The 23,574-nt window shown below is 45.0% G+C and carries 25 protein-coding genes; 19 read left to right on the forward strand and 6 right to left on the reverse strand.

Translation table 11 applies throughout. The features are described 5' to 3' along the window. Positions 1-251: 251 nt before the first annotated feature. Both slmA and coaBC read right to left on the reverse strand, forming a co-directional pair. Complete coding sequence (gene slmA / locus MHM99_RS12890; protein WP_012516568.1) at positions 252-839, reverse strand: nucleoid occlusion factor SlmA; 588 nt, start codon at positions 837-839, stop codon at positions 252-254. A gap of 114 nt (positions 840-953) precedes the next feature. Next, the gene (gene coaBC / locus MHM99_RS12895) at positions 954-2,183 is read right to left on the reverse strand and encodes a bifunctional phosphopantothenoylcysteine decarboxylase/phosphopantothenate--cysteine ligase CoaBC (protein WP_187446343.1); all 1,230 of its coding nucleotides are present in this window, start codon (positions 2,181-2,183) and stop codon (positions 954-956) included. Between the two features lie 209 nt (positions 2,184-2,392). Between coaBC and radC the strand changes: the two genes are divergently transcribed. From radC to mutM, 9 genes are all read left to right on the forward strand, one after another. After that, positions 2,393-3,070 (forward strand): DNA repair protein RadC, encoded by a 678-nt coding sequence (gene radC / locus MHM99_RS12900; RefSeq protein ID WP_014947752.1) that lies wholly within the window; start codon positions 2,393-2,395, stop codon positions 3,068-3,070. Positions 3,071-3,162: 92 nt separating this feature from the next. Continuing rightward, positions 3,163-3,516 carry a hypothetical protein gene (locus MHM99_RS12905; protein ID WP_014947753.1) on the forward strand — a complete coding sequence of 118 codons (354 nt, stop codon included), beginning with the start codon at positions 3,163-3,165 and terminating at the stop codon, positions 3,514-3,516. 94 nt (positions 3,517-3,610) lie between these two features. Continuing rightward, on the forward strand, positions 3,611-4,300 hold the full coding sequence (locus tag MHM99_RS12910) for a YjbF family lipoprotein (RefSeq protein ID WP_014947754.1): 690 nt from the start codon (positions 3,611-3,613) through the stop codon (positions 4,298-4,300). Then, positions 4,300-5,049: a capsule biosynthesis GfcC family protein gene (locus tag MHM99_RS12915; RefSeq protein ID WP_039236677.1), complete on the forward strand. Its 750-nt coding sequence runs from the start codon at positions 4,300-4,302 to the stop codon at positions 5,047-5,049. The genes MHM99_RS12910 and MHM99_RS12915 overlap by 1 nt, the downstream gene beginning before the upstream one ends. Continuing rightward, on the forward strand, positions 5,046-7,148 hold the full coding sequence (locus MHM99_RS12920) for a YjbH domain-containing protein (RefSeq protein WP_239219631.1): 2,103 nt from the start codon (positions 5,046-5,048) through the stop codon (positions 7,146-7,148). The genes MHM99_RS12915 and MHM99_RS12920 overlap by 4 nt, the downstream gene beginning before the upstream one ends. Before the next feature lie 337 nt (positions 7,149-7,485). Further along, on the forward strand, positions 7,486-7,722 hold the full coding sequence (gene rpmB / locus MHM99_RS12925; protein ID WP_014947757.1) for a 50S ribosomal protein L28: 237 nt from the start codon (positions 7,486-7,488) through the stop codon (positions 7,720-7,722). A gap of 11 nt (positions 7,723-7,733) precedes the next feature. Then, a complete protein-coding gene (rpmG, locus tag MHM99_RS12930) occupies positions 7,734-7,889 on the forward strand; it encodes a 50S ribosomal protein L33 (RefSeq protein ID WP_012516577.1) in 156 nt (51 codons plus the stop codon). A 266-nt stretch (positions 7,890-8,155) separates the two neighbouring features. Further along, positions 8,156-8,620, forward strand: coding sequence for a hypothetical protein (locus tag MHM99_RS12935; RefSeq protein WP_187446341.1), 465 nt, complete (start codon positions 8,156-8,158; stop codon positions 8,618-8,620). Continuing rightward, positions 8,621-9,430 carry a bifunctional DNA-formamidopyrimidine glycosylase/DNA-(apurinic or apyrimidinic site) lyase gene (mutM, locus tag MHM99_RS12940; protein WP_014947759.1) on the forward strand — a complete coding sequence of 270 codons (810 nt, stop codon included), beginning with the start codon at positions 8,621-8,623 and terminating at the stop codon, positions 9,428-9,430. It abuts the gene before it with no gap. A gap of 18 nt (positions 9,431-9,448) precedes the next feature. Here mutM and coaD read toward each other — a convergent pair whose 3' ends face one another. Both coaD and MHM99_RS12950 read right to left on the reverse strand, forming a co-directional pair. Continuing rightward, positions 9,449-9,937 carry a pantetheine-phosphate adenylyltransferase gene (gene coaD, locus MHM99_RS12945; protein WP_014947760.1) on the reverse strand — a complete coding sequence of 163 codons (489 nt, stop codon included), beginning with the start codon at positions 9,935-9,937 and terminating at the stop codon, positions 9,449-9,451. A gap of 98 nt (positions 9,938-10,035) precedes the next feature. Then, positions 10,036-10,767 (reverse strand): 3-deoxy-D-manno-octulosonic acid kinase, encoded by a 732-nt coding sequence (locus MHM99_RS12950; protein WP_342341383.1) that lies wholly within the window; start codon positions 10,765-10,767, stop codon positions 10,036-10,038. A gap of 479 nt (positions 10,768-11,246) precedes the next feature. On the opposite strand from MHM99_RS12950, the gene MHM99_RS12955 reads away from it, so the two are divergent. The 7 genes from MHM99_RS12955 to glpG all read left to right on the forward strand — a co-directional run bounded on the left by MHM99_RS12955 (position 11,247) and on the right by glpG (position 19,044). Then, positions 11,247-11,720 carry a hypothetical protein gene (locus MHM99_RS12955; RefSeq protein WP_039226966.1) on the forward strand — a complete coding sequence of 158 codons (474 nt, stop codon included), beginning with the start codon at positions 11,247-11,249 and terminating at the stop codon, positions 11,718-11,720. Next, complete coding sequence (locus MHM99_RS12960; RefSeq protein WP_239219635.1) at positions 11,717-12,892, forward strand: hypothetical protein; 1,176 nt, start codon at positions 11,717-11,719, stop codon at positions 12,890-12,892. The genes MHM99_RS12955 and MHM99_RS12960 overlap by 4 nt, the downstream gene beginning before the upstream one ends. 9 nt (positions 12,893-12,901) lie before the next feature. Beyond that, positions 12,902-15,346: an EAL domain-containing protein gene (locus MHM99_RS12965; protein WP_239219637.1), complete on the forward strand. Its 2,445-nt coding sequence runs from the start codon at positions 12,902-12,904 to the stop codon at positions 15,344-15,346. 164 nt (positions 15,347-15,510) lie between these two features. Further along, a complete protein-coding gene (locus MHM99_RS12970; RefSeq protein ID WP_014977894.1) occupies positions 15,511-16,707 on the forward strand; it encodes a glycine C-acetyltransferase in 1,197 nt (398 codons plus the stop codon). Then, positions 16,704-17,729, forward strand: a complete 1,026-nt coding sequence (tdh, locus tag MHM99_RS12975) for an L-threonine 3-dehydrogenase (protein ID WP_014947766.1) — start codon at positions 16,704-16,706, stop codon at positions 17,727-17,729. The genes MHM99_RS12970 and tdh overlap by 4 nt, the downstream gene beginning before the upstream one ends. Beyond that, positions 17,729-18,040, forward strand: coding sequence for a thiosulfate sulfurtransferase GlpE (gene glpE, locus MHM99_RS12980; protein WP_014947767.1), 312 nt, complete (start codon positions 17,729-17,731; stop codon positions 18,038-18,040). The genes tdh and glpE overlap by 1 nt, the downstream gene beginning before the upstream one ends. Before the next feature lie 140 nt (positions 18,041-18,180). Next, entirely contained in the window at positions 18,181-19,044 is an 864-nt protein-coding gene (gene glpG / locus MHM99_RS12985; RefSeq protein ID WP_239219638.1) for a rhomboid family intramembrane serine protease GlpG, read from the forward strand. A gap of 55 nt (positions 19,045-19,099) precedes the next feature. Here the strand turns inward: glpG and MHM99_RS12990 are convergent, their stop codons facing one another. Then, positions 19,100-19,513, reverse strand: a complete 414-nt coding sequence (locus MHM99_RS12990) for a flagellar basal body-associated protein FliL (RefSeq protein WP_014977897.1) — start codon at positions 19,511-19,513, stop codon at positions 19,100-19,102. Between the two features lie 148 nt (positions 19,514-19,661). On the opposite strand from MHM99_RS12990, the gene MHM99_RS12995 reads away from it, so the two are divergent. Continuing rightward, a complete protein-coding gene (locus tag MHM99_RS12995; protein ID WP_239219639.1) occupies positions 19,662-20,231 on the forward strand; it encodes a chorismate lyase in 570 nt (189 codons plus the stop codon). Then, positions 20,228-21,085 (forward strand): 4-hydroxybenzoate octaprenyltransferase, encoded by an 858-nt coding sequence (ubiA, locus tag MHM99_RS13000; protein WP_061093886.1) that lies wholly within the window; start codon positions 20,228-20,230, stop codon positions 21,083-21,085. The genes MHM99_RS12995 and ubiA overlap by 4 nt, the downstream gene beginning before the upstream one ends. A gap of 101 nt (positions 21,086-21,186) precedes the next feature. Here the strand turns inward: ubiA and MHM99_RS13005 are convergent, their stop codons facing one another. Next, on the reverse strand, positions 21,187-21,438 hold the full coding sequence (locus MHM99_RS13005; RefSeq protein ID WP_014975278.1) for an accessory factor UbiK family protein: 252 nt from the start codon (positions 21,436-21,438) through the stop codon (positions 21,187-21,189). A gap of 112 nt (positions 21,439-21,550) precedes the next feature. On the opposite strand from MHM99_RS13005, the gene rep reads away from it, so the two are divergent. Continuing rightward, positions 21,551-23,566 carry a DNA helicase Rep gene (gene rep / locus MHM99_RS13010; RefSeq protein ID WP_239219640.1) on the forward strand — a complete coding sequence of 672 codons (2,016 nt, stop codon included), beginning with the start codon at positions 21,551-21,553 and terminating at the stop codon, positions 23,564-23,566. Positions 23,567-23,574 lie beyond the last annotated feature (8 nt).

Below are 23,574 nucleotides of genomic sequence, written 5' to 3' on the forward strand. Positions count from 1 at the left end.
TATTTATTAAACATTAAAAAGCAGCATTTTTATGCTGCTTTTTTTGTGCCTGTAGCTTACGGACAGTGACTGAAATAATGAATTATGTGCATGTTGGAACGCTGAGGGCTGAGCTCGGCAGCTATTTGATTTCATCACACTTTTCACATTAATTTTGAAAGGTGTCAATGCAATATAGGATGGGAACAAGCAAGAAAAAAGGCGCTTGAAAGCGCCTTAGTCGTAACCCTTAGTCGTAACTTAATTGGGTTCTAAACAAACATTTGCTTGAAAGCAGCCCATTGTTCATTGAACTGCTCAGTTGGCTTACGCGTAAATCCACTACGGATAAAGCCATTAATACGGCCATCGGTGTAGCAAATCATCATGTTGGCGATAATCGCTTCATCTGCAGAAAGGGTTTTACCTTCCCGTAGCTTGCGCTCTCTTAGCACTTGTTTAAGCTGCGTTTCTAAACGCTCGAAAAGCTTTGCTATGCGCGCGCGCAACCGGTCTTGTTCACCCATTAACGCATCACCATTTAATATTCGAGTAATACCCGGGTTCTTCTCAGCAAAGCCCAAAATAAGATGAAGAATAAGCTGACAACGCGTAAGCGAGTCTTTCTCTTCATTCACAATCTTATTGATGCGCGTGAAAAGTGTTTCTTCAATAAACTCGATAAGCCCTTCAAACATTCGCGCTTTACTTGGAAAGTGACGGTAAAGTGCCGCTTCAGACACTCCCACTTTTTCCGCTAATTTAGCAGTAGTGATACGTTGACCTGGGCTGGTTTCTAACATTCCAGCAAGTGCTTGCAGAATTTGAGCTCTGCGATTTGTTTTTTTGACAGCAGGCATACGAAAGTATTTCCTCCGCTACCGAGTTATAGCAACTCGGGCTCCATGTTAAGTTGGCTTACACCAAAGCGTTTATATTTATCGTTTTTATTATCGACACTTAATAAGCATCTGTTAGTTTTTATTGTTTAAAGTGTAGCGCTCTGCAATAAGTGCAAGTAATTGACCCGCTAACTCGCTTTTACTGGTTGCAGGTAATCGTTTATCACCATCTTGCCATATTACGTGCAGTGCATTTTTATCACTGTTAAACCCCAGACCCTCGGCAGTAATATCGTTAGCCGCAATCATGTCTAGCTTCTTTTTGGCTAGCTTCGAGCGCGCATAATCTTCTACATTTTGGCTTTCGGCCGCAAAGCCCACACAAAATGGTCTGTCTTGGCTGGTGGATATGTTCGCTAGAATATCAGGGTTTTTAACAAAAGTAAGTGTTAACTCATCACCGGTTTTCTTAATTTTATTGTCGGCAACGCTCACGGCCTTGTAATCTGCTACAGCAGCCGTACTAATAAATATATCTGTGGAGGCTTTAAGCGTTTGACAAGTATTAAGCATTTCCTCTGCGGTAGTGACATTAATACGGTCACAGCGTTCGGGCGTTTCAAGCGACACAGGACCTGCCACTAAGGTTACATTTGCCCCCGCGAGTGCTGCTGCCTGAGCGATGGCAAACCCCATCTTTCCTGAGCTGTGATTTGAAATATATCGTACAGGGTCCAAAGGCTCTCTGGTTGGTCCCGCTGTTATCGTAATATTCTTTCCCGATAACGCCTTTAGCGACGAAGAAAGGGATAAAGCGTCTCTCTCTGCGTCATTTATTACATTGGCAATATCAACAGGCTCAACCATTCGACCTGAACCCACATCGCCACAGGCTTGTTCACCACTTGCCGGGCCAATAAAGGTTACGCCGTGCTCTTTTAAAATATCGATGTTGCGCTTTGTTGCTACCGCTTTCCACATTTGTTGATTCATGGCAGGAGCAATAAAGAGTTTCGCTGTTGTTGCAAGGTACAGTGTAGTCAGCAAGTCATCTGCCATACCGTGAGCAAGCTTAGCAATGGTGTTTGCGGTTGCGGGTGCAACAAGTAGGATATCAGCCCACTTTGCCAATTCAATATGCCCCATTGCGGCTTCAGCAGCAGGATCAAGCAGCTGGCGATGCACCGAATTTCCTGACACAGCCTGAAGTGATAATGAACTAACGAATTCTGCGGCAGAGTCTGTTAGAACCACACGCACGTTTGCGCCTAACGCAGTAAGCTTGCGCACAAGATCAGGTGCTTTATAAGCGGCAATCCCGCCAGTAACACCTAGCAAAATATTTTTGTTAGCAATAGACATAGAAGAACACAAAATCTCGAAATTAGCGTTAGCCTACCATGGTGACAAAAAATCGGATAGCTGAACGAAAGTAGGTCTTGTTTCAACTGTGGCAGATAAGCAGTGCCTACAGGTGTCAAAAGTCAATGATAAACCCGCCTTTTATACAGTCGTTTCTTTGTCACCATTCATCTATAAACAACCTTTTATAGAATAGTCGGGCTAGATGAATGTCGATAAAAGTATGGCCAAAGAATGAAAGGCCAAGAGAAAAATTATTGCAGCATGGGGCTGAAAGCTTAAGTGATGCTGAACTCATCGCTGTCTTGCTGGGAAAAGGTGTGAAAGGAAAAAGCGCTGTGTCTGTGGCACATGAACTTCTCAACGAGCTAGGCTGCTTACGGGGTGTGGTAACGGCAACGAAAGAACGGTTTGCCAAAATAACGGGAGTTGGACCGTGCAAGTATGCGCAGTTTCAGGCGGGCTTTGAAATATTTAAACGCAATTTGGAAATAAAGCTGAAGCGTCAGGACGTTTTTAATAATGTAGATGATACTAAACGTTATCTACAGGCAAAGCTAAGAGACTGTGAACGTGAGAAGTTCGCGCTTTTAATGCTTGATAGCCAACATCAGCTTATTGCTTTTCGCACTATGTTTAACGGTACGATAAACAGTGCAGCGGTCTATCCAAGAGAATTGATCAAACAAGTAATGATCGATAATGCAGCCGCGATCATTTTGGTTCATAATCATCCTTCAGGCGTTGCTGAGCCTAGTCATGCGGATATAAGATTAACCGCAGAGATCAAAAGCGCAATGGCGTCGATCGATGTGCCAGTTTTAGATCATTTTGTGGTTGGTGATAAAGAAACTGTTTCATTCGCACAGCGAGGCTTGTTAAGATAAGAAATCTAAGTCATTTGTCGATTATAATCTAGTCAAATGGTTGAAAATGATTTAGCATAGGATTTAGTGGGTTATTTTATTAAAGGACTGTTATGAAGAAGTCAATCATTGCATTATTTGCAGCTGCAACTATGGTTGCAGGCGTTAACGCACAAGACGGTGAAGGTGGTAGTGGTACTACTGGCATCGGCGGCGTAAGCGGCGGTATGATCGCGTCTGGTGTTGTTGTTGCGGGTATCGTTGCGGGTGTTGTAAACAACAACTCTGCTGATGCACCAGGAAATGGCGGCACTACTCCAGGTCAACCTACTTGTGAAGGTGACGACCAAATCGTTGATGGTGTGTGCGTAGGTACAACCGAAACTGTTACTGTAACTACCTCTGGTTCTGTAACAAAAACCATCACCGTACCTGTTACATTTACTTACGCACCGACCGTACAGTAAATTTAAGAGTATTCGAAAAAGCCGCTTTTTTTAGCGGCTTTTTTTATTTTTATAGCAAAGTTCATTTGTTTTTAGTTTTTGTCGGCGCATTTTAATGAAACTACACACTTTATTTGCCCTTTCGGGTGTTGTTTGCCTTTTTCTTTCCGGATGTTCCACCACGTCACTAGCGTATTACAACACGCTGAAGCTCGCGCTAAAAGATAGAACAGTTAGTTATACCGTTGAAGAGATTGCTGCTAGTAAAGCTGATCTTATGCAAATTAAAGCGGGCGGAAGAGATGCAGCCTCGCTTGCCCTTGCGTATATCGATGGTGAAAAGTACCGGTGGGTATCTGGTGATAAAGTCATCTTCACCATGCACCATGGCATTATCGTTAAAACTGAAGGTTTGGATCACGACCTATACTACACGGGAAATCTTCAGCACAACCCGCTTGCCACCAACAATGTTCTGCCATTCAATTGGAAACGCAAAGTTGATATTGCTTCCATAGGTTACGGTGTGCCGGTTGACTCATCTTGGCGAATAGAAGGGGAAGAAACTCGCGAATATTTAGGTTTTTCTGTTCCGGTAATTAAGGTTATCGAAACCGTAGAATTTTCTGAATACACGCCATTTATCGACGTAGGGTTGTCGTGGGAAAACACGTATTTCTTGCACAAATACTCGAAGGAACTTCTGGCCTCAAAGCAGCAGTTCAGCCCTGAAGGAGACGTTTACGATATGGTTTATTTAAGCCGAGTAGTACGTGAGATGAAGACACAAGGAGCAACGCAATAATGAAGTATATCTATACGCTTTTTATTGCCCTAGGCCTTACTGCAGCTACCAAGTTATATGCAAATGATAACCTTGTTAGTGTCATGATAAACAAGCAAACCTATCAGTTCGACAGGCCGATACGACTATCAAGCGTACTGTCCATTGTTGCTGATAATGGTGATTGGTACTGGCCTTCAGCTTCAGCCTTTGATTTAGCTAATCCTAAAGCTGAAGAAGAGAAAGAGATAGCGCTATCTCAAATTAGCGGACTGCTCAATCAATTTGATGCCGATTCTGAAACACATAAAGCCCTTCAAAATCTCTATGATCAAGTAAGCTCATGGACGGTGTCTACACGCATAGACATGCCAATTTCCTACAATCGAGCAAGGTTGTTTTTTGAAGACAACCCTATGTTTCAGCCAGGTAAATACTGGATTCGACTAAATGGAAGACCTGACGTTGTGCATTTCTCTGGCGCTGTTGTAAAGCCTGGTGCGTACAAGCATCAAAGCGATACGTCGGTTTATACGGCTGTTCACACGGTGAAAAAAGCGGTTGATGCCGACAGAAGTCATGTCTACGTAATTGATCCAATGGGAAATATTGAAGAAAAGGGTATTGCTTATTGGAATTTAGATTTTGGGCAGCTTATGCCGGGCAGCCAAGTCTATGTTCCTATCTCATCAGAACTCTTTAGCAATAAACTTAAGCAATTAAATGAGCGCGTAGCCGCTTTAGCAGTACATAGGGTTTTACCTCAATGAGTGCGCCACTACTTTCTAAGAAAAAAACACTCGCGCTTGTAATTGGCAGCGCGCTTTCTTCTACCGCTTTTGCTGATACTCAAGTTCGCGTTACTCCTTCGCAGATGGTGCAGGGCGGAAATGGTCTTATTCAAACACCAACGGCTCGTATGCGAGACGAAGGTGGAATGGCCATTAACTATACCGACAACGGCGAATATCGCTTCTGGTCAGTTAACATTCAGCTTTATGATTGGATGGAAGCAACTGCCCGGTATACTGACGTGCGCACAAGACTTTACAGTCAAGTTGAATCATTCAGTGGTGATCAAACGCTGAAAGATAAAGGCTTAGACGTTAAATTCAGGTTGTGGAAAGAAAGCTACTATCTGCCAGATATCAGTGTCGGCTTCAGAGACTTTGGTGGAACAGGCTTTTTTGAAAGTGAATACGTCAACGCCAGTAAGTCTATCGGTCCATTCGACTTTCACCTTGGCTTAGGCTGGGGATATCTTGGTACAGCCGATGACATCAGCAACCCGTTTTGCGAGCTTAAAGACAGCTTCTGTGAACGCCCAGGGGGCTTCTCTGGCCGCGGTGGTAAGGTAGACTACGACCAGTTTTTTAAAGGAACAACCGCATTTTTCGGTGGTGTGGAATACCAAACACCATGGGAGCCGCTAACGCTAAAGCTTGAGTTCGAAGGGAATGACTATTCTCGTGACAGAGCTGGACAGCTAGAGCAAGATTCTCGCTGGAATGTTGGTGCAGTGTATCGTTATAAAGACTTCGATTTCACGTTGAACTATCAACGAAGTAATACTGTTGGCTTCGGCGTTACGTATCGCTTTAATATGAATACGGCTTCGCAAATAAAGTTCGATGAACCACCTAAGAACCTGATGGGTAGAAAGGTGCCACAAGACGTGAAAGATGTTGATAAATCCCGTCTTTACAATGACCTTTACCGGTCGGGGGGCTTTGTACTGTCTGATGCTGAAATTAAAGAAGACAGCGCTACGTTTTACGGTACACAGGTTGCCTATCGTGACCAGGATGAAGCCATTGAGCGAATTGGTCGCGTGGCGGCCTCAGAGCTTCCAGATTCCGTAAAAACCTATCATGTAGTAGACAATCGCGCAGGTCTTCCTTTAGTAGACACGCAGGTGGATGCCGAGGCCTTTATTGCTGCAGCGCGTTACGAATCTGTTGACGCAGATATCACTGAAACCTACGTCAGAACATCACCCTCAAAAGAAGTGCTCGACGCCTATGATCCTGCCAATACATCTGGCTTCTACTACAGCGCAGATTTCTTCTTTACCCAATCATTCGGTAACCCAGAAGATTTCTATCTGTATCAAACCGGATTATTGCTAAACGGCGGTTATGCTTTTAACGAAAACTTTGCAATCATGAGCAGTGCCAGGGTTACGCTTCTAGATAACTTCGACAAGTTTAACTACTTGGTAGATAACGAAGAAGTGTCGCTACCTCGCGTGCGTACTCGAGTTCGTGAATATGTGTCAGCAAACGATGTATGGCTAGATACAACATTCTTACATTACAAAGACACCATTGCAGAAGACCTCTATGCTCAAGCGTACGCGGGTTATCTAGAAACCATGTTTGCTGGTGTAGGCGGTGAAATACTGTATCGTCCCGTTGATAGTAATCTAGCTTACGGACTTGATATCGCTTACGTAAAACAGCGCGATCCTTACAGTCAAACAGGTTTGGAAGACTACACTGCGGTCACTGGACACGCTAGTGTCTATTGGCAGCCAGAATTCTTAGACGACACGCAAATTACCGTAAGTGCTGGGCAATTCTTAGCCAAAGATAAAGGCGTGAATATCGATTATGCGAAGCGTTTCGATAGCGGTATCATTGTTGGTGCATATGCGGCATTCACTGATGTATCGTCAGAAGAATACGGCGAGGGAAGCTTCACCAAAGGCTTCTACATTTCCATACCTACAGATCTGTTCTTGTTAGAACCTACCAAAGGTCGCGGATTATTCCCATGGGTGCCGATTTCTCGTGATGGCGGTCAAATGCTGCGTCGACCCACTCGTTTGATTGACATGACTGAAATAAGGTCACCATTTTTTGATTAAATAGAAATACGCCGCGTTCGCGTGGCGTTTATTCTCGTGCGGATATCTTAGATGCTGCAATGCGAATATAAAATTAAAGCGTAGATTGCGTATTTATTCATAGCCTAACCGCTTAGGGAAAAGTACAATACGGGCCGTGAAAAATGAGAGCTGGTAGTTTTTCGAGCAAAAAAAAGCCAAAAAGTAACCTTTTTGTACTTTCTTATTGAAATGATCCTGCCTTTGCTGTATAAAATGCGCCCTCTAATTTATAGTAATACGTCATTTGACCCAACCACTGTTTGAGCGCTTGGGATTAACTGACGCGACAGTTATCGTTGTTCTGGAGACAAATACAATGTCAAGAGTATGCCAAGTAACAGGTAAGCGTCCAACGGTTGGTAATAACCGTTCACACGCAAGAAATGCGACTCGTCGTCGCTTTTTGCCAAACCTTCAAACACACCGTTTTTGGGTTGAGAGCGAAAACCGTTTTGTAAAACTACGTTTGTCTGCAAAAGGCATGCGTATCATCGACAAGAAAGGTATTGATTCAGTACTAACTGACATCCGTACCCGTGGTGAGAAAATCTAAGGAAGCCGACAATGCGTGATAAAATTAAACTAGTTTCTTCAGCAGGTACAGGTTTCTTCTACACTACTGATAAAAACAAGCGTAACATGCCTGGCAAAATGGAGATCAAAAAGTATGATCCCGTTGTGCGTAAGCACGTTATGTTCAAAGAGGCCAAAATCAAGTAATTAGCTTGCTTTTGTCTCCACGAAAACCCAGCCCTTGCTGGGTTTTTTGCTTTTTGAAGAAGATATTTCTACTTCATCACGTCACGATCCCACCGGATCCCATATTCGACTGTCCACGATCCCTTGAGTTTGTCTTGCGATCACTGCTTTCTCCCACTTACTTTTTTCCAGCAGGTCCTAGGTTTTCTTTGAATTGAATTAGCTTATATATTGGCTAGGTATTACTATATTCCTAATTTCAGGACTCATATTTAACGGAAAGTCAGGTGGCTAGAATTTCTCAGCGAGCAATGAATAACGTGGTCATTATTGCCATGCTTATCATGATTGCATTGTTCAACTTAGACAGTCTTGTACCTACGAAGGACGTTGTTCAATCTCGCAGCCTGCTACCTGAAGACGCTTATGTGTTAAAAATAGAGCACGATGGTCATAGCTTAGAGCGAGTTGGGCAGCAGTGGCGCCAGTCAGGTCAAAATACAGTCCTCGCCATCAAGCCGGATGTTCAGTTTTCCCATTGGCAACGGGCAAGGCTTGAGCCGGCCACTGACGTACCCGAAGCGATTACCAACGTACAGCCTTACATCGTCGTAGTATGGCTCGCAGGCAATAATAACGGCAATGTTTACGCCATCTATCCGAATACATCACCTGTTGTGATCAAATTTGAAAATAATTGGTACACATTAACCAACACCGAACTTGATAATCTTTTACCTTGGATACTGTAAATGCCTGAACTACCAGAAGTTGAAGTAAGCCGTTTGGGCGTTTCTCCACATCTTATTGGCAATACCATTACGCAGGTGGTGGTGCGTGAGCGAAGAATGCGCTGGCCCATTCCACAAGAGGTAGCGAACGTTGAAGGTCAGAGCGTTATTGCTGTAAAACGCCGCGCTAAATATCTACTTATTGAAACAGCCAAAGGCACGTTAATTTTACATTTAGGTATGTCGGGTAAATTACGCGTTATCGATGCATCGACACCAATTATTAAGCATGACCACGTAGACATTGTTTTAAACACCGGTAAGTGCTTACGTTTTAACGACCCAAGGCGCTTTGGTGCAGTGTTATTTCAGGCTCCTGATATGCAAATAGCCATGCTTGATAACTTGGGCCCAGAGCCGCTTACAGACGACTTTGACGATAAGCGCTTATTTAAACTATCGCGCAATCGAAAAGGCCCCGTTAAAAACTTCATTATGGATAACGCCATTGTGGTAGGTGTAGGAAACATCTACGCGAACGAAGCACTGTTTTTAGCTGGTATAGACCCGCGAAGAGCCGCAGGCAACATCAGCGCTGCTCGCTATCAGTCGTTAACTGCAACCATTAAGCAAGTATTGGCCAAAGCCATTGAACAAGGCGGCACTACATTAAAAGACTTTGCGCAAACCGACGGTAAGCCTGGGTATTTTGCACAGCACTTGAATGTGTATGGGAGAAAAGGCGAGCCTTGTGAAGTGTGTGGAAAAGCCATCGAAAGTAAGGTTATTGGGCAGCGAAATACCTTTTTCTGTACTCACTGCCAACGCTAATACACTTACTATTGGTGCTTAATCTTTCTTACTCAGCCTGTCTTTTAAAGCTTTCTCAACAACTGGGTGGCAAAAGCCACTCACTGCACCGCGGTGAAGAGCGACTTCTTTTACTAGGGTGGACGAGATAAATGAATTCTCCTCTGCAGGAGTAAGAAAGACACTTTCTAGTTTGGGATTTAAACGGCGATTCATATTTGCGAGTTGAAACTCGTATTCGAAATCAGAAACTGCGCGTAAACCACGAATGAGAATTGTGGCATTTTGTTCGTCAGCAAAATCAGCCAATAAACCAGTAAACCCCACTACCTCGACATTTGGTAAGTCAGCAGTGACTTTTTTTATCATTTCTACGCGCTCTTCTAACGTAAACAGTGGCTTTTTACTTGGGTTAGAAGCAATCGCTACAATCACATGAGAAAATAACTGAGATGCGCGTTCAATAAGGTCGGCATGACCGTTAGTGATCGGGTCGAAAGTACCAGGGTAAAGTGCTCTAGTGTGCATAAAGTCGAATCTTTTCGTTGTAGAGGGTTTATGTGTTCAACGTGGCTAATGTAACACATTATTAGCGTATACCAATCCGCTTACCACATGTGCTTTTATTACTTCACTGCCTCGCGGTAACCATTCATACACGCTGACCAGTCGCTCTCTTGCCAGTGAAAGACAGGGTTCTTCGCTTTCTCTTTATGTAAAGAACGCAGCAGACGGTCTAAATTACCTTGTTTCCAGCTGTTACCTTGACGCTGCTCGCAGCGATCGAAATCAATAAGCCATATTTGCTTGTCGCTATCAATCATGATGTTTCGAACGTTGGCATCATGATGGTACACCTGACAATTGTGCATAGCTGCCAGCGCTCGGCCAACCTCATACCACTCATCTTTATCCAGTGGTTTATCGCACAGTGCGTGGTGTAAATCTTTGCTATTTGGAATACTTAAAGTAATTAAATCGCCGCGGTAAATCAGGCCTCGGCGGTGTACACGCGCCGCAACAGGAACAGGCACAAGAAGACCTTGTGCTCGCATATATTCGAGCAGCCTGAACTCTTCAAACGGGCGAGAACGCTCAACACCAATAAACAGATATTGGTCGCTCAGTACTTTGCCCACCAAGCCACCACGTTTGAAATGGCGTAAAACCCAGCGCTGACCCTCATGCTCAATGAAAATGGTTGTACCACGTCCCTTGGCTTGACCTGTTATTTTGTCTTGAAGCTGCCAAAAGTCGGGGGTAAACATCTCCGCGTTGGGATGACTGACTAAAGTGTCGTCGAAAATAAAGTGGTGCCCAGCACCTATGTCTCGTCGTATTGTCGCCATGTCGCCCACAACTTATGGTAAATTCTTTATTCTAATGATTTATTTTGGTTTTTCAGCAACGACCGCGTTTCAGAGGTAAAAAAGTCTGTTTACGCGCTCATAGTTTTTACGTACTAAGATTATTTGTTGAAATAATGAATCTAATTCAACGTCTTAAGTATAAAAACCTAAGTCGTTATGCTCATACGCGAGTATCGTTGACCATATTCATCATTTTAGAATGAGCATGTTAAATTGCGGCGGCCCGGAGAGTTCTATCTGAAAAATAAGCATTTATTTGGCGCGAATAGGTAATACTCGAGCAAATAGGCTTCACCTAGCGCATGCCAAAAGATACGAACAATAGGAAAAAATACTGTTGATAGACCAGGGCACCATCACAAGCTAATTGTCGCTTAATTTACTTAATTGTAAGGTAAAACTATCAACTATTATCTACACTTAGCGTTGCGAAGTGTTCCTTTGAAATAACAGGGAGTCGTTACTGAATGAAAAAGCCCGCTTTGCGATGGCTATCCACTGTTCTTGCTTATACTCAATTTAGACTGGTGCTATTACTGAATATTGCACTGTTTTCAGGCGTGCCTGCGGCACACGCAGCAGAACTAAACGTCATGGTTAATGAGAGTGTCATGGTTTCAGAGCTAAACCGCTCTGAGCTTCGTCAGATATTTACCGGCCATCGTCAATATTGGAGCGATGGTACCAAAATCACGGTATTTGTATTGCAGGATAACGATGAGCTCCACAAGCAGTTTTGTCGTGAAGTACTTCAGATGTTCCCTTATCAATTATCTCGCTTATGGGATCAAATCACCTATTCTGGGCAGGGCGTTACACCCGTTAGGGTCACGTCTTACCAAGCGTTGATAGAGGCGTTAGAAAGTACCACAGGCGCTATCGGCTATGTTGAACATACCGAAATTGTGAAATTAAGACGCGTAGAGGTAGGAACAGAATGAATAAATACATCGCTCTCGCGTTTGGCATGATAAGCATGCCTGTCCTTGCTTCACAGGGAGATTTTTCGTGGCACGGTTATGTCTCTCAAGGTGTAACTCAGTCACATGGAAGTAACTTTATAACTGACGATAACGCAATAACAGGTGAGCTCACCGAAGTTGGGCTAAATGGTTACTATCGAATAGCGGAAAATATCTCTGTTGCAGGGCAAATTAATTATTTAGACGGCGGGAATCGTTTTGAGCAGGGCGCTCGTTTAGATTATTTGTTTATTGACTGGAAATTGCCTGACTTGCCCGGTAAATGGCAAGGACAAGTCCACATTGGTCGCTTCAAAAACCGCCACTGGCTGTATTCAGTGACCAGAGATGTGCCACAAACACGTTACACGTCTGTTCTTCCCCAGTCTGTGTACTTTGACGGGTTTCGCGACGTTGCTTTGGGAAGCAACGGTATCCAAACCAGTTTCTCACACTATGGTGCTCAGAATATCTGGGAATTAAACTGGAGTTACGGTCGCTCTAATATTAACGACTCCCAGAGAGATTTTTTACTCGGCGACGAAGCAAAAGGCGACATCAAGCAAGACTTTGTTCATCAAGCCAGCGTGTTCTGGCAACCGGCTACCATGACATGGAAACTAGGTGCCAGCTGGTTGAGTTCTGATTTCAGCTACACACCTTCTCAGAATGACAACCGTATTGCAGGTAATGCAGACATAGAGCGTATTATGTTGTCTGCGCAATACTTTGCAGAAAACTGGGAAGTGTCGGCTGAGCTAATTCGAGAAGTCCAGGATAGCAAAGGGCTATTCTTCCCTGGTTTTGCTTTTAAACGCACAGGCGAAGGCGGTTTTGTTCAGTTTAGGTATTTGTTTAATAACAATGTAAGTGGTCTTATTGGCTACGACACATACATCAACGACAGGTCAGATCGAGACGGAAAGCAGTTAGAGGCTATGACAGGCGGCGTGATCCCCGCCTACTTTGGCTACCAAGATACATATACCCTAGGCTTGCGTTGGGACATTGCACCGAAGTGGCGACTTCAAGGTGAGTATCATTGGGTTGAAGGTGCGACAAGGGTAGTGAGCTTATTGAACTTAGATGTGGCGTCTCATGCCGATAAGCATTGGGAAATGTGGTCAGTGCAATTGATGTATTGGTTTTAAGGGCATTAGATGAAGGTTCAGGTATCTTTCACCACTAAAACCATCACAATTTTGTTGGCTATGGTATTAACTGTGGCTGTAGTTATATCAACGGTTCTTATTCAGGAGTCTGACGCTCGAATCCTGCTCCAGCAGCGGGAAAACCAAGTCAGTAATCAACGACGGGTTCAGCTTTTTGAAGACATTCTGCACGGCAGAATGATCACGCTTATTGATATCATCAGCCATAAGAGTGGAGGCAACGCAGATAGCCTTGAATCGCTACAACAAACGCTTAGCGGTCTTAGTGAATACCTGACCCTTAACTTTCAAGTTGAATCGCTGTATTTGTTTGACGCACACGGCGTTGTTGGCAACCCGCTACAGCCAGTAAATAAAACCATTGAAAAGCTAGTGAATACCACTCGGGCGTCGTTTGAAAGCCGCTCACTATTGTCCTGTGACTCGGTATGCACGCACTACATTTCAATTCCAATTATGGCAAACGGTGAAACCTTGCCTGTCATCGTTGTGTCCACGTCGATGAGAGAACTGCTATACCTGTTTAGTCGCGCTACCGATGTGCACAAAGTTGCTGTCGTCCAGCACAAAGAAACCTCATCTGAGTTGTCAGAATTAAGGGTGGCAAGCCAAGTGTCTGCGGCTAATCGACAGTACTTTCAATCTCTATTTGATGCGTTACCCGATAATTGGCGAATTGACGATTTAGTTATTAGAGGCATGAACGTTGCGCTGGAAAATCAGCAGTTGCTGGTTAGTTTATTGCCTTTTAATCACGCATCAGGTGATCATCCTTACTTGCTTATTGTGCAAGACGTGTCGGCCATGGTGCGTCAAAACGAACAATACCAGTACATCGTTATTTCTAGCGCTGTTGCGCTATTTTTTATCTTCTCTTCGCTGCTTTACCTTTTCCTAAATCAATACAGAATACGCTTGTTAGATGTAAGCGAACGTTTGCCTATGCTGGCCGAACACAAGTTTAGCGAGTTTTACACCATTGCAGCTAAACGAAGGAAGTCGCCTATTTTCAAATTCACAGATGAATTGGACGTAGTTGAAGACGCGGCAAATAATCTGGCGCGCCAGCTAGAAAGCTTTGACGGACAAATGGCTATTAACACAGCGAAGCTTGAAAAAATGGCGATGTTCGATGTGTTAACCGGACTTCCCAACCGTAATATGCTGACGTTTCAAATAGAAAAGCAGCTAGCTGGTTCAATTCGCGACGATAGGTTAGTGGCACTGATGTTCATGGACCTTGATGACTTTAAAAAGGTTAACGACAGTCACGGTCATGACGTCGGCGATAAACTCTTAAAAGCTGCTGCTATGCGTATTTCTAAGCCGATTAGAGAGTCGGATATTGCATCTCGATTTGGCGGTGATGAGTTTGTTATTTTACTTTCAAATATCGAAAGCAAAAAGCACGTAGATACGGTAGCCAAAAAGCTGATAGAAGAGTTTAAAGAGCCAATCATTGTAGATGGCGTAACCTTTTACGTTTCTATCAGTATCGGTATTGCTATTACCAACCATTCTCGCGCCACGCCAGTAGAACTGCTGCGTCATGCTGATATTGCGATGTACGAAGCCAAAGCCAAAAAAGGGGCGGAGTATCGCGTGTATGACGCCACCATGAACCTTAAAGTAATGCAGAAGGTTGAGCTGGAGTCAGAGGCGCGTGAAGCCCTTAGAGACGACCAGTTTAGCTTAGCGCTTCAGCCCCAGATTGAGATGCACACGGGAAGGCTGGTGGGCTTTGAAGCGCTATTGCGTTGGCATCACCCTAAAAAGGGCAATATTTCCCCGGCAGATTTCATACCGCTTCTTGAAAACACGTCATTCATGCTTGAGCTTGATTACTGGGTAATTACGCGCTCAACATATCTAATCAGAGAGCTTAAAAATAGCGGCTACCCCGACGTGAAGATGGCGATTAATTTGTCATCGGGTCAGTTCTTAGACCCGAGTTTGCCTGAGTTCTTGCAGCAGCAAATTATCAAAAATGACATCGCGCCCGACCAAGTTTGCTTAGAGTTAACCGAAACGGTATTGGTATCAGATATCAAGCGTGCAACCACCATCATGCAAAATATTCGCGACATGGGGTGCATGCTGGCTATCGACGATTTCGGCACGGGCTATTCGTCGTTGAGCTATCTAAAATCCTTACCCGCTGACTACATCAAAATTGACCGTTCGTTTGTTGCCAACATAGCCAGCAGTGCAGATGATAGAAATATCGTGCACTCTACGATTTCTATGGTGCGCAACATGGGAATGCAGGTGGTGGCAGAAGGTATCGAAACCAGCGAACAGTACGAACTGTTGTGTCACTTCGACTGCAACCTAGGTCAAGGTTATCTTATCAGCAGGCCTATTCCCGAAGTCGATATATGGGACGTATTGAGCGATAAAGTGGAATTTGGCTTTTGGAAAGACTCCGTCTGATACTCCATTAGTATTTTGACAGGAGCAGGCTACCTTTAATCTAGTGTGCTGAATAATTTACAAACTTAGTCGACAAACCCATTAAATACAGCGCAAGGGTGTGTACCCTTTAGCGCGCTTTCATTAAACTAGCGGTTTTTATATATCTACACTCGGAGAATGGCATGTCTGCGGCATTTATTTCTCATTTGCAATCGCAAATTGAAGCCACGAAAGAAGATGGTTTGTACAAAAAAGAGCGTGTTATTACGTCGCAACAACAAGCGGATATCGGTGTTGCTAACGGCGAGCACGTAATTAACTTTTGTGCCAACAACTACCTTGGTCTTGCAAACAATGAAAGCTTGATTGAAGCAGCAAAGAAAGGCCTGGATAGCCATGGTTTTGGTGTAGCATCTGTACGATTCATTTGCGGTACACAAGACATTCATAAGCAACTGGAAGCCTCTATCAGCGACTTCCTCGGTACAGAAGACACCATCTTGTACCCATCGTGCTTCGACGCGAATGGCGGTTTATTTGAAACGCTATTAGGCCCTGAAGATGCCATTATTTCTGATGCGTTAAACCACGCCAGTATCATTGACGGTGTGCGCCTGTGTAAAGCAAAGCGTTATCGCTACGCCAATAACGATATGGCAGCATTAGAAGAGCAGTTGAAGCAAGCTGATGCCGATGGCGCACGTTTCAAAATCATTGCCACCGACGGTGTGTTTTCAATGGACGGCGTGATTGCCGACTTAGCTTCTATTTGCGACCTGGCCGACAAGTATGACGCCATGGTAATGGTAGACGATTGTCACGCAACGGGCTTCCTTGGCGAAAACGGTAAAGGCAGCCATGAATATTGTGGAGTTATGGGTCGTGTAGACATCATCACCGGTACTCTAGGTAAAGCACTAGGCGGCGCGTCTGGCGGTTACACCTCGGGTAAAAAAGAAGTCGTAGAGTGGTTGCGTCAACGCTCGCGTCCTTATCTTTTCTCAAACTCGGTTGCGCCACCTATCGTTTCAGCATCGCTTAAAGTGTTTGAAATGATGAAAGAAGGCGACGAGCTTCGCGCTAATCTATGGCGCAACGCCAATCACTTCCGTACGCGTATGGAAGAGGCGGGCTTCACATTAGCTGGTAAAGATCACGCTATTATTCCTGTTATGCTAGGCGATGCCCGTTTAGCTAGCGAAATGGCAGATAAGATGCTTGAGAAAGGCATCTATGTTATCGGTTTCTCTTACCCTGTTGTGCCGAAAGGTCAGGCCCGTATTCGTACGCAAATGTCAGCAGGTCATAGCCTTGAACATGTTGATAAAGCGGTAGATGCATTTATTGAAGTTGGCCGTGAATTGGGAGTAATTTCATGAAGTCGCTAGTTAAAGCGAAAGCAGAAAAAGGCATTTGGCTACAAGACACGCCAGAGCCTGAAGTAGGACACAATGACCTACTGATTAAAATTCGCAAAACCGCTATTTGCGGCACCGACATGCACATTTACAACTGGGACGAATGGTCACAGAAAACCATTCCGGTACCTATGGTTGTAGGCCACGAGTATGTGGGTGAAGTCGTTGGTATGGGTCAAGAAGTGAAAGGGTTTAAGGTTGGCGACCGTGTTTCGGGCGAAGGCCATATTACCTGTGGCCATTGCCGTAACTGTCGTGCAGGTCGCGTACATTTGTGTCGCAACACTGAAGGCGTAGGCGTAAACCGCCCGGGCGCTTTTGCTGAATACTTGGTAATTCCTGCATTTAACGCGTTTAAAATTCCAGACAACATTAGTGACGACCTTGCGTCTATCTTTGACCCGTTTGGCAACGCTGTTCACACTGCACTAAGTTTCGACTTGGTGGGTGAAGACGTACTGATAACAGGTGCCGGCCCAATAGGTATTATGGCTGCTGCAGTTGCAAAGCATGTAGGTGCTCGTCATGTCGTGGTTACCGACATTAATCCTTACCGTCTTGAGCTTGCTAAAAAAATGGGTGCAACCCGCGCCGTTGACGTAAGCAAGGAAGACTTGAAAGACGTAATGAACGAACTTGGTATGACAGAAGGCTTCGATGTGGGTCTGGAAATGTCTGGTGTGCCGGTGGCTTTCAGAGACATGCTGAACAAAATGAACCATGGCGGCAAAATTGCCATGCTGGGAATACCTCCACAAGATGTTGCCATCGATTGGAACCAGGTTATTTTCAAAGGCTTGGTGATAAAAGGTATCTACGGCCGTGAAATGTTCGAAACATGGTACAAAATGGCGAGCTTGCTGCAGAGCGGCTTAGATCTATCGCCTATCATCACACACACCTTTTCTATTGATGACTTTCAGAAAGGGTTTGATACCATGGGGTCTGGACACTCAGGTAAAGTTATTCTGGACTGGCAATAATGACAACATTCTCACACATTAGCGTAAACGACGTTGCAAACTTTCAAGGTGACGTAACCATTGTGGATATTCGCGATCCTCAATCGTTTGCTAATGGACACATGCCTAACGCAGCGCAGCTGAACAACGACAACTTTGCAGCGTTTATCGACCAAACGCCCAAAGATATCCCAGTGGTTGTAGTGTGCTACCACGGCGTAAGCAGCCAGCAGGCGGCCCAAGTCATTGCACAGCAAGGCTTTGAAACCGTTTATAGTATGGACGGTGGCTTCGAAGCATGGCGGCTGGCAAATCCGGTAGTCACGGCATAGCGATTTGATAAAGGTGCACAATGTGCGCCTTTATTTTTTGCAGCTACTGAAGTATTTCAGTATAAAGAGGTTATATACCGCGCCCTTGGTATATGTCATATCGCATTCATATTCTTCTGCTTCGGGGTAACAACTAGCTTATGGCTCATCCTTTAATTGCGTTCAATCAGCAAAGTCCTGCACATCTTCTCGCCAATTATTTAACCAGTCAGCACATTCAGGCCGCTGTAATACAGCACGATAAAGAGTTCGTGGTGGTATTAGATAATCACGACCATCTCGACCGTGCAAAAATTATTGCGGATGGCTTTTTGGCAAACCCTACCGATCCGAAGTACCAGCAAGCCGCATGGGATAATGGCAAGAACGTACGGCTGGCGCCTTCGGGGAGTGGCTTTTCCGTGGGTAATATCATTGCCGATGCCGTGAAAGCGCCTTTTACCTCGGTGGTATTTATTCTGTGTGTTGCGGTTTATTTACTGTCATTGTTTGGACTGTTTGCCCCTATCGCACAGCATTTATTGATGCAGCCATTTTCCATTTTGTCGCAAAATCACGAATGGTGGCGATTACTAGGCCCTGCGTTCATTCATTTTTCGGCGCTGCACATTATATTTAACCTACTGTGGTGGGGCATGTTGGGAGCTAAAATTGAACGCACCCTTGGCATGAGCATGCTGCTTATTGTGTTCTTAATGTCGGCCACTATTTCGAACGCCGCACAAGCGCTGTTTAGTGACCCTGTGCAAGGCAACCTGTTCTTGTTTGGCGGCTTGTCTGGTGTGGTGTATGCCGTAATGGGCTTTGTGTGGTGGCTAGGCTGGTTGCGACCAAGTTGGGGCTTGTCGCTGCCAAATTCAATTGTAGGCTTTATGTTGGTGTGGTTGGTACTAGGTTATGCCGATATTTTGTGGGTAAACATGGCGAATGCTGCACATACAGCCGGGCTTATTTCTGGATGTTTGCTCGCCGGGGCCTTAAGTCTTGGGTCGGGTAAACGCTAGTGGCGTTTTATGTAGCTAAAAGGCGTACGTTAGCCTTTTAGCCCGTTATCTACTTTTAACCGCCTTGGTATAAGTATTTGGTGAAGATAACGTTCTTCACCACTTCGCCGCCCGTCTCTTGCTTCATGTGCTCTTGCAACGCTTTAAGAATAGCGCGGCGAATATCTTCACGACCAGTTAGTGATTTAACTTTCTCTGCCGGTTGCTGGCCGAATATTTCAATGGCAGTAGAGCGCAGTAACGGCATGTGGTGTTCAGCAATTTCAAGCTGGTTAACATCGTGGATCATCAATTCAACCGACACGCGTACATAGCCTAGCTTTTGTGCGCTATCGCTAATGTAGTTGGTAACAATCTCTGGCTCTAAGCCCAAATAAGCATAGTTGGCCTTGTCTTGCGCCACTGCTGCGTTACAACCAAGAACGAAAAAACTAACCGCAAATACGCGTAAAACTAAAGACTTAAGCATAGTGAAGTCCGAAACACCAAAGTAATAAATTCACTTGGTAGTGTAGCAAAACTCTGATTAAACACACTACTGCAAAAGTTTAACCGAGTGAAAATAATTGAACATGACGTGTTATCATACTAACAGATTCATTATTCGGGCTTTTCGTGTGAGTTTTAATGCCACTTTTCCAGTGGGTTTGGCGGTTGACTGGCAAACACCTTCTGGCATCACAATTCCTAATGCACAGCTTAAAAACTGGCTGTTAGACACTGGGTCGTTAACCGAGCGAGTACAGTCTTTAAGCAACCACTTTTCTCTAGAGCTTATTGGCCAGCACGAGCAGATTCCTCACGACAATGAACTGTCGTTGTTACTCGACAACGGTGAAACCCATTATCAAGCGCGAGAAATTCTCTTATGCGGCGATCATAAGCCATGGGTGTTTGCACGTTCTATCATCCCTCAAGCCTTTGTTGACAGCGAGCTTTCAGACCTTGGTCGAGAGCCTTTAGGAAAACGTTTGTTTAACGATAAGCGCTTTACACGCTCAGCGTTTCAAGTGTGTACAGTGCCAGCTTCGCAGTTTGGTATTAACAGTAATCAAACCTTGTGGGGCAGGCGCTCGTTGTTTACGTTAGGCAACTACAGCATGATAGTAGCAGAGGTATTTCTTCCTTCCTCACCGGCGTATAGCCGCTCTGCTAAAAACGAAAAAGAAAGCGAAAAACAATTATGAAGCACAATTGGAACGCCTATGCGCGACTTATGCGCCTTGATAAACCAGTCGGTATTTACTTGCTGCTGTGGCCTACGCTGTGGGCGCTTCTTATGGCTGCACAAGGTTTACCGCCTTTAGGCATTACGCTCATTTTTGTGGCTGGCGTAGTTGTCATGCGTTCAGCCGGGTGTGTGATTAACGATTATGCAGACAGAAAAGTAGACGGTAGCGTAAAGCGCACTGCCCAGCGTCCGCTTGCAACCGGAGAAGTGTCGGCTAAACAAGCACTACAACTTTTTGGTGCGCTTATCGCTTTAGCATTTGTCTTAGTGTTATTTCTCAACTGGCAAACCATTGCGTTGTCGGTGGTAGCGTTACTCCTAGCAGCAAGCTACCCCTTCATGAAGCGTTACACCAATTTACCGCAGGTGGTATTGGGTGCCGCGTTCGGTTGGACCATTCCTATGGCATTTATGGCTGTGATAGAAACAGTACCAGCGTACGGCTGGTGGTTGTTTATTGCTAACTTACTATGGACGGTAGCTTACGACACCATGTACGCCATGGTAGACCGCGATGACGACTTACAAATAGGCATCAAGTCTACGGCTATATTGTTCGGCAAAAACGACGTACTCATAGTCATGCTGCTACAGGCCGCAGCCCTTGCCATTCTGTGGTGTATAGGCTGTGCTATTAACGCAACCTGGCCTTACTACTTAGCCGTGCTGTTTTCGGCTCTGCTATGCGTGCGCCAGTATCAGCTTATTAAACGCCGCCAGCGTGAAGGCTGCTTCACCGCGTTTATTGAAAATCACTATATTGGTTTAGCCATCACGCTAGGAACGGCACTACATTTTTATTTGGTGTAACAGTAAAAGTAACTAGCCTAATACAAACCATTGTTTATGGTATTCAGCCACAAAAAAAGCGCCATAAAGGCGCTTTTTGAGTTTCTGTAAGCTTTGAACGCCTACTTTTCCGCTAACTTCGCTTCAAGTTCAGCAATGCGGCTTTCCATAGCGTCTAGCTTTTCACGAGTGCGAATAAGCACTTGGCTTTGAATATCGAACTCTTCGCGAGTCACTAAATCAAGCTTAGACAGCTGCGACTGCAATACCGCCTTTACTCGACCTTCGGCTTCTTCAGCCATGTTTTTAACGCCAGGTGGAACGGCATCAGCAATTTGTTTCGCTAAATCTTCGAGTTTCTTCGGATCCAACATGGAATTCCCTTATAATGCGCAGCTCAAATTATGAAAGCTATTCTATCGGTATCGACACGACATGCAATGAAAACTGTGTCGCGCCGAAAATGTACGTTGTTCTAGGTATTAAATGAAACTAAATGAAGCTCAAGAGTCTGCCGTAACCTTTGTGTCTGGCCCATGTTTGGTGCTGGCGGGGGCGGGTAGTGGTAAAACGCGCGTAATTACCAATAAGATTGCTCATTTAGTTAGAAACTGCGATATGCCAGCTCGCTACATTGCAGCGGTAACCTTTACCAACAAAGCAGCACGTGAAATGAAAGAACGTGTAGCGCAGACCTTGGGCAAGCCGGAGGCGCGCGGGCTAAAAGTATCGACCTTCCACACCATGGGCTTAACCATTATTAAAGCGCATGTGAAAGATCTTGGCTTAAAGCCAGGTTTCTCGTTATTCGACGATAAAGACTCGTTCGCGTTGCTTAACGACCTAACGTCCGACACTCTCGATGGCGATAAAGATCAGCTTCAGCTTTTACAAAGCTGCATATCGAATTGGAAAAACGACCTTATCTTGCCTGATGCTTTATTAAAATCAGCAACCAGCACGGGCGAGCGAGAGTTTGCAGAAGCCTACAAGCGCTACCAAGACAACCTTAAGGCATATAACGCGCTAGACTTCGATGACTTAATTTTATTACCTACATTACTTTTAAAAAGTAGCGAAGCAATAAGAGCCAAATGGCAGAGTAAAACTCGCTACTTGCTGGTGGATGAGTACCAAGATACCAATACCAGTCAGTACGAGTTGGTAAAGCTATTAGTAGGTGAGCGTGCGCGCTTTACCGTGGTGGGCGACGATGATCAGTCTATCTATTCATGGCGTGGCGCTAAGCCACAGAATTTGCACCTGTTACAGCAAGATTTTCCGCGCTTAAACGTCATTAAGCTACAGCAAAATTACCGCTCGTCAGGCCGTATTCTGCATTGCGCGAATATTCTTATTCAGAACAATCCGCATTTGTTCGATAAAACCCTGTTCTCAGAACTGCAGTACGGCGAGCCGCTAAAAGTGATAGAGGCGAAGAACGAAGAGCATGAAGGTGAGCGCGTGGTGGCAGAACTGCTGGCGCATAAGTTCATGAACCGCACCCAGTTTAAAGATTACGCCATTTTGTATCGTGGGAATCACCAAAGCCGTATTTTTGAAAAGCTGTTAATGAGTAACCGCATTCCGTACAAAATAAGCGGTGGTATGTCGTTCTTTGGCCGTGCCGAAGTGAAAGACATCATGGCGTATTTACGGTTGTTAGTGAACCAAGACGACGATAACGCTTTGCTTCGCATTATTAACACGCCAGGGCGCGGTATAGGCCGCGCTACGCTAGAAAAGCTAGGTAACTTTGCAAATAGCTTGGACGTGTCTATGTTCGAAGCGGCGACGCACCCTAACTTAAATAGCGTGCTGCCCGACAAAGCCTTTCATTCGGTTTCTACCTTTTCCCGCTGGATAGTAGAGCTATCGGACAATGCGGAACGGGGCAACACCGCTGACGCGGTTCGCACCATGATCCGCACTATGGGCTACGAAGAATGGCTATATGAAACCAGCGCCAGCCCCAAAGCCGCCGAAATGGCCATGGCCAACGTAAGTACCTTATTCGGTTGGGTTAACGATATGCTGGAAGGCAATGACCTAGACCAACCCATGACCTTAACCGAAGTGGTGAACCGTCTGATATTGCGCGACATGATGGAGCGCGGCGAAGACGACGGGGAAGGGGATCAAGTTCAGTTAATGACGCTGCACGCCTCAAAAGGTTTGGAATTCCCCATTGTATTTTTAGTGGGCATGGAAGAAGGCTTATTGCCGCACCAAAGCAGCATTGATGAAGACAACGTGGAAGAAGAGCGCCGACTTGCTTACGTGGGAATTACTCGCGCCCAGCGCGAGCTTATATTCAGCCTTGCTAAAGAGCGTCGACAGTTTGGTGAAGTGATCAACCCAGAGCCAAGTCGATTTCTATTCGAACTGCCGCCTGACGATGTACAGTGGGAAAATCAGAAACCGAAGGCGACAAAAGAAGAGCGCCAGCAAAAGGCACAGGTGGGAATTGCTAATCTACGAGATATTCTAGGGAAAAAGTAGCCTGCTAA

The organism is Alteromonas sp. MmMcT2-2 (assembly GCF_022348305.1).
Lineage (GTDB): Bacteria > Pseudomonadota > Gammaproteobacteria > Enterobacterales > Alteromonadaceae > Alteromonas > Alteromonas macleodii.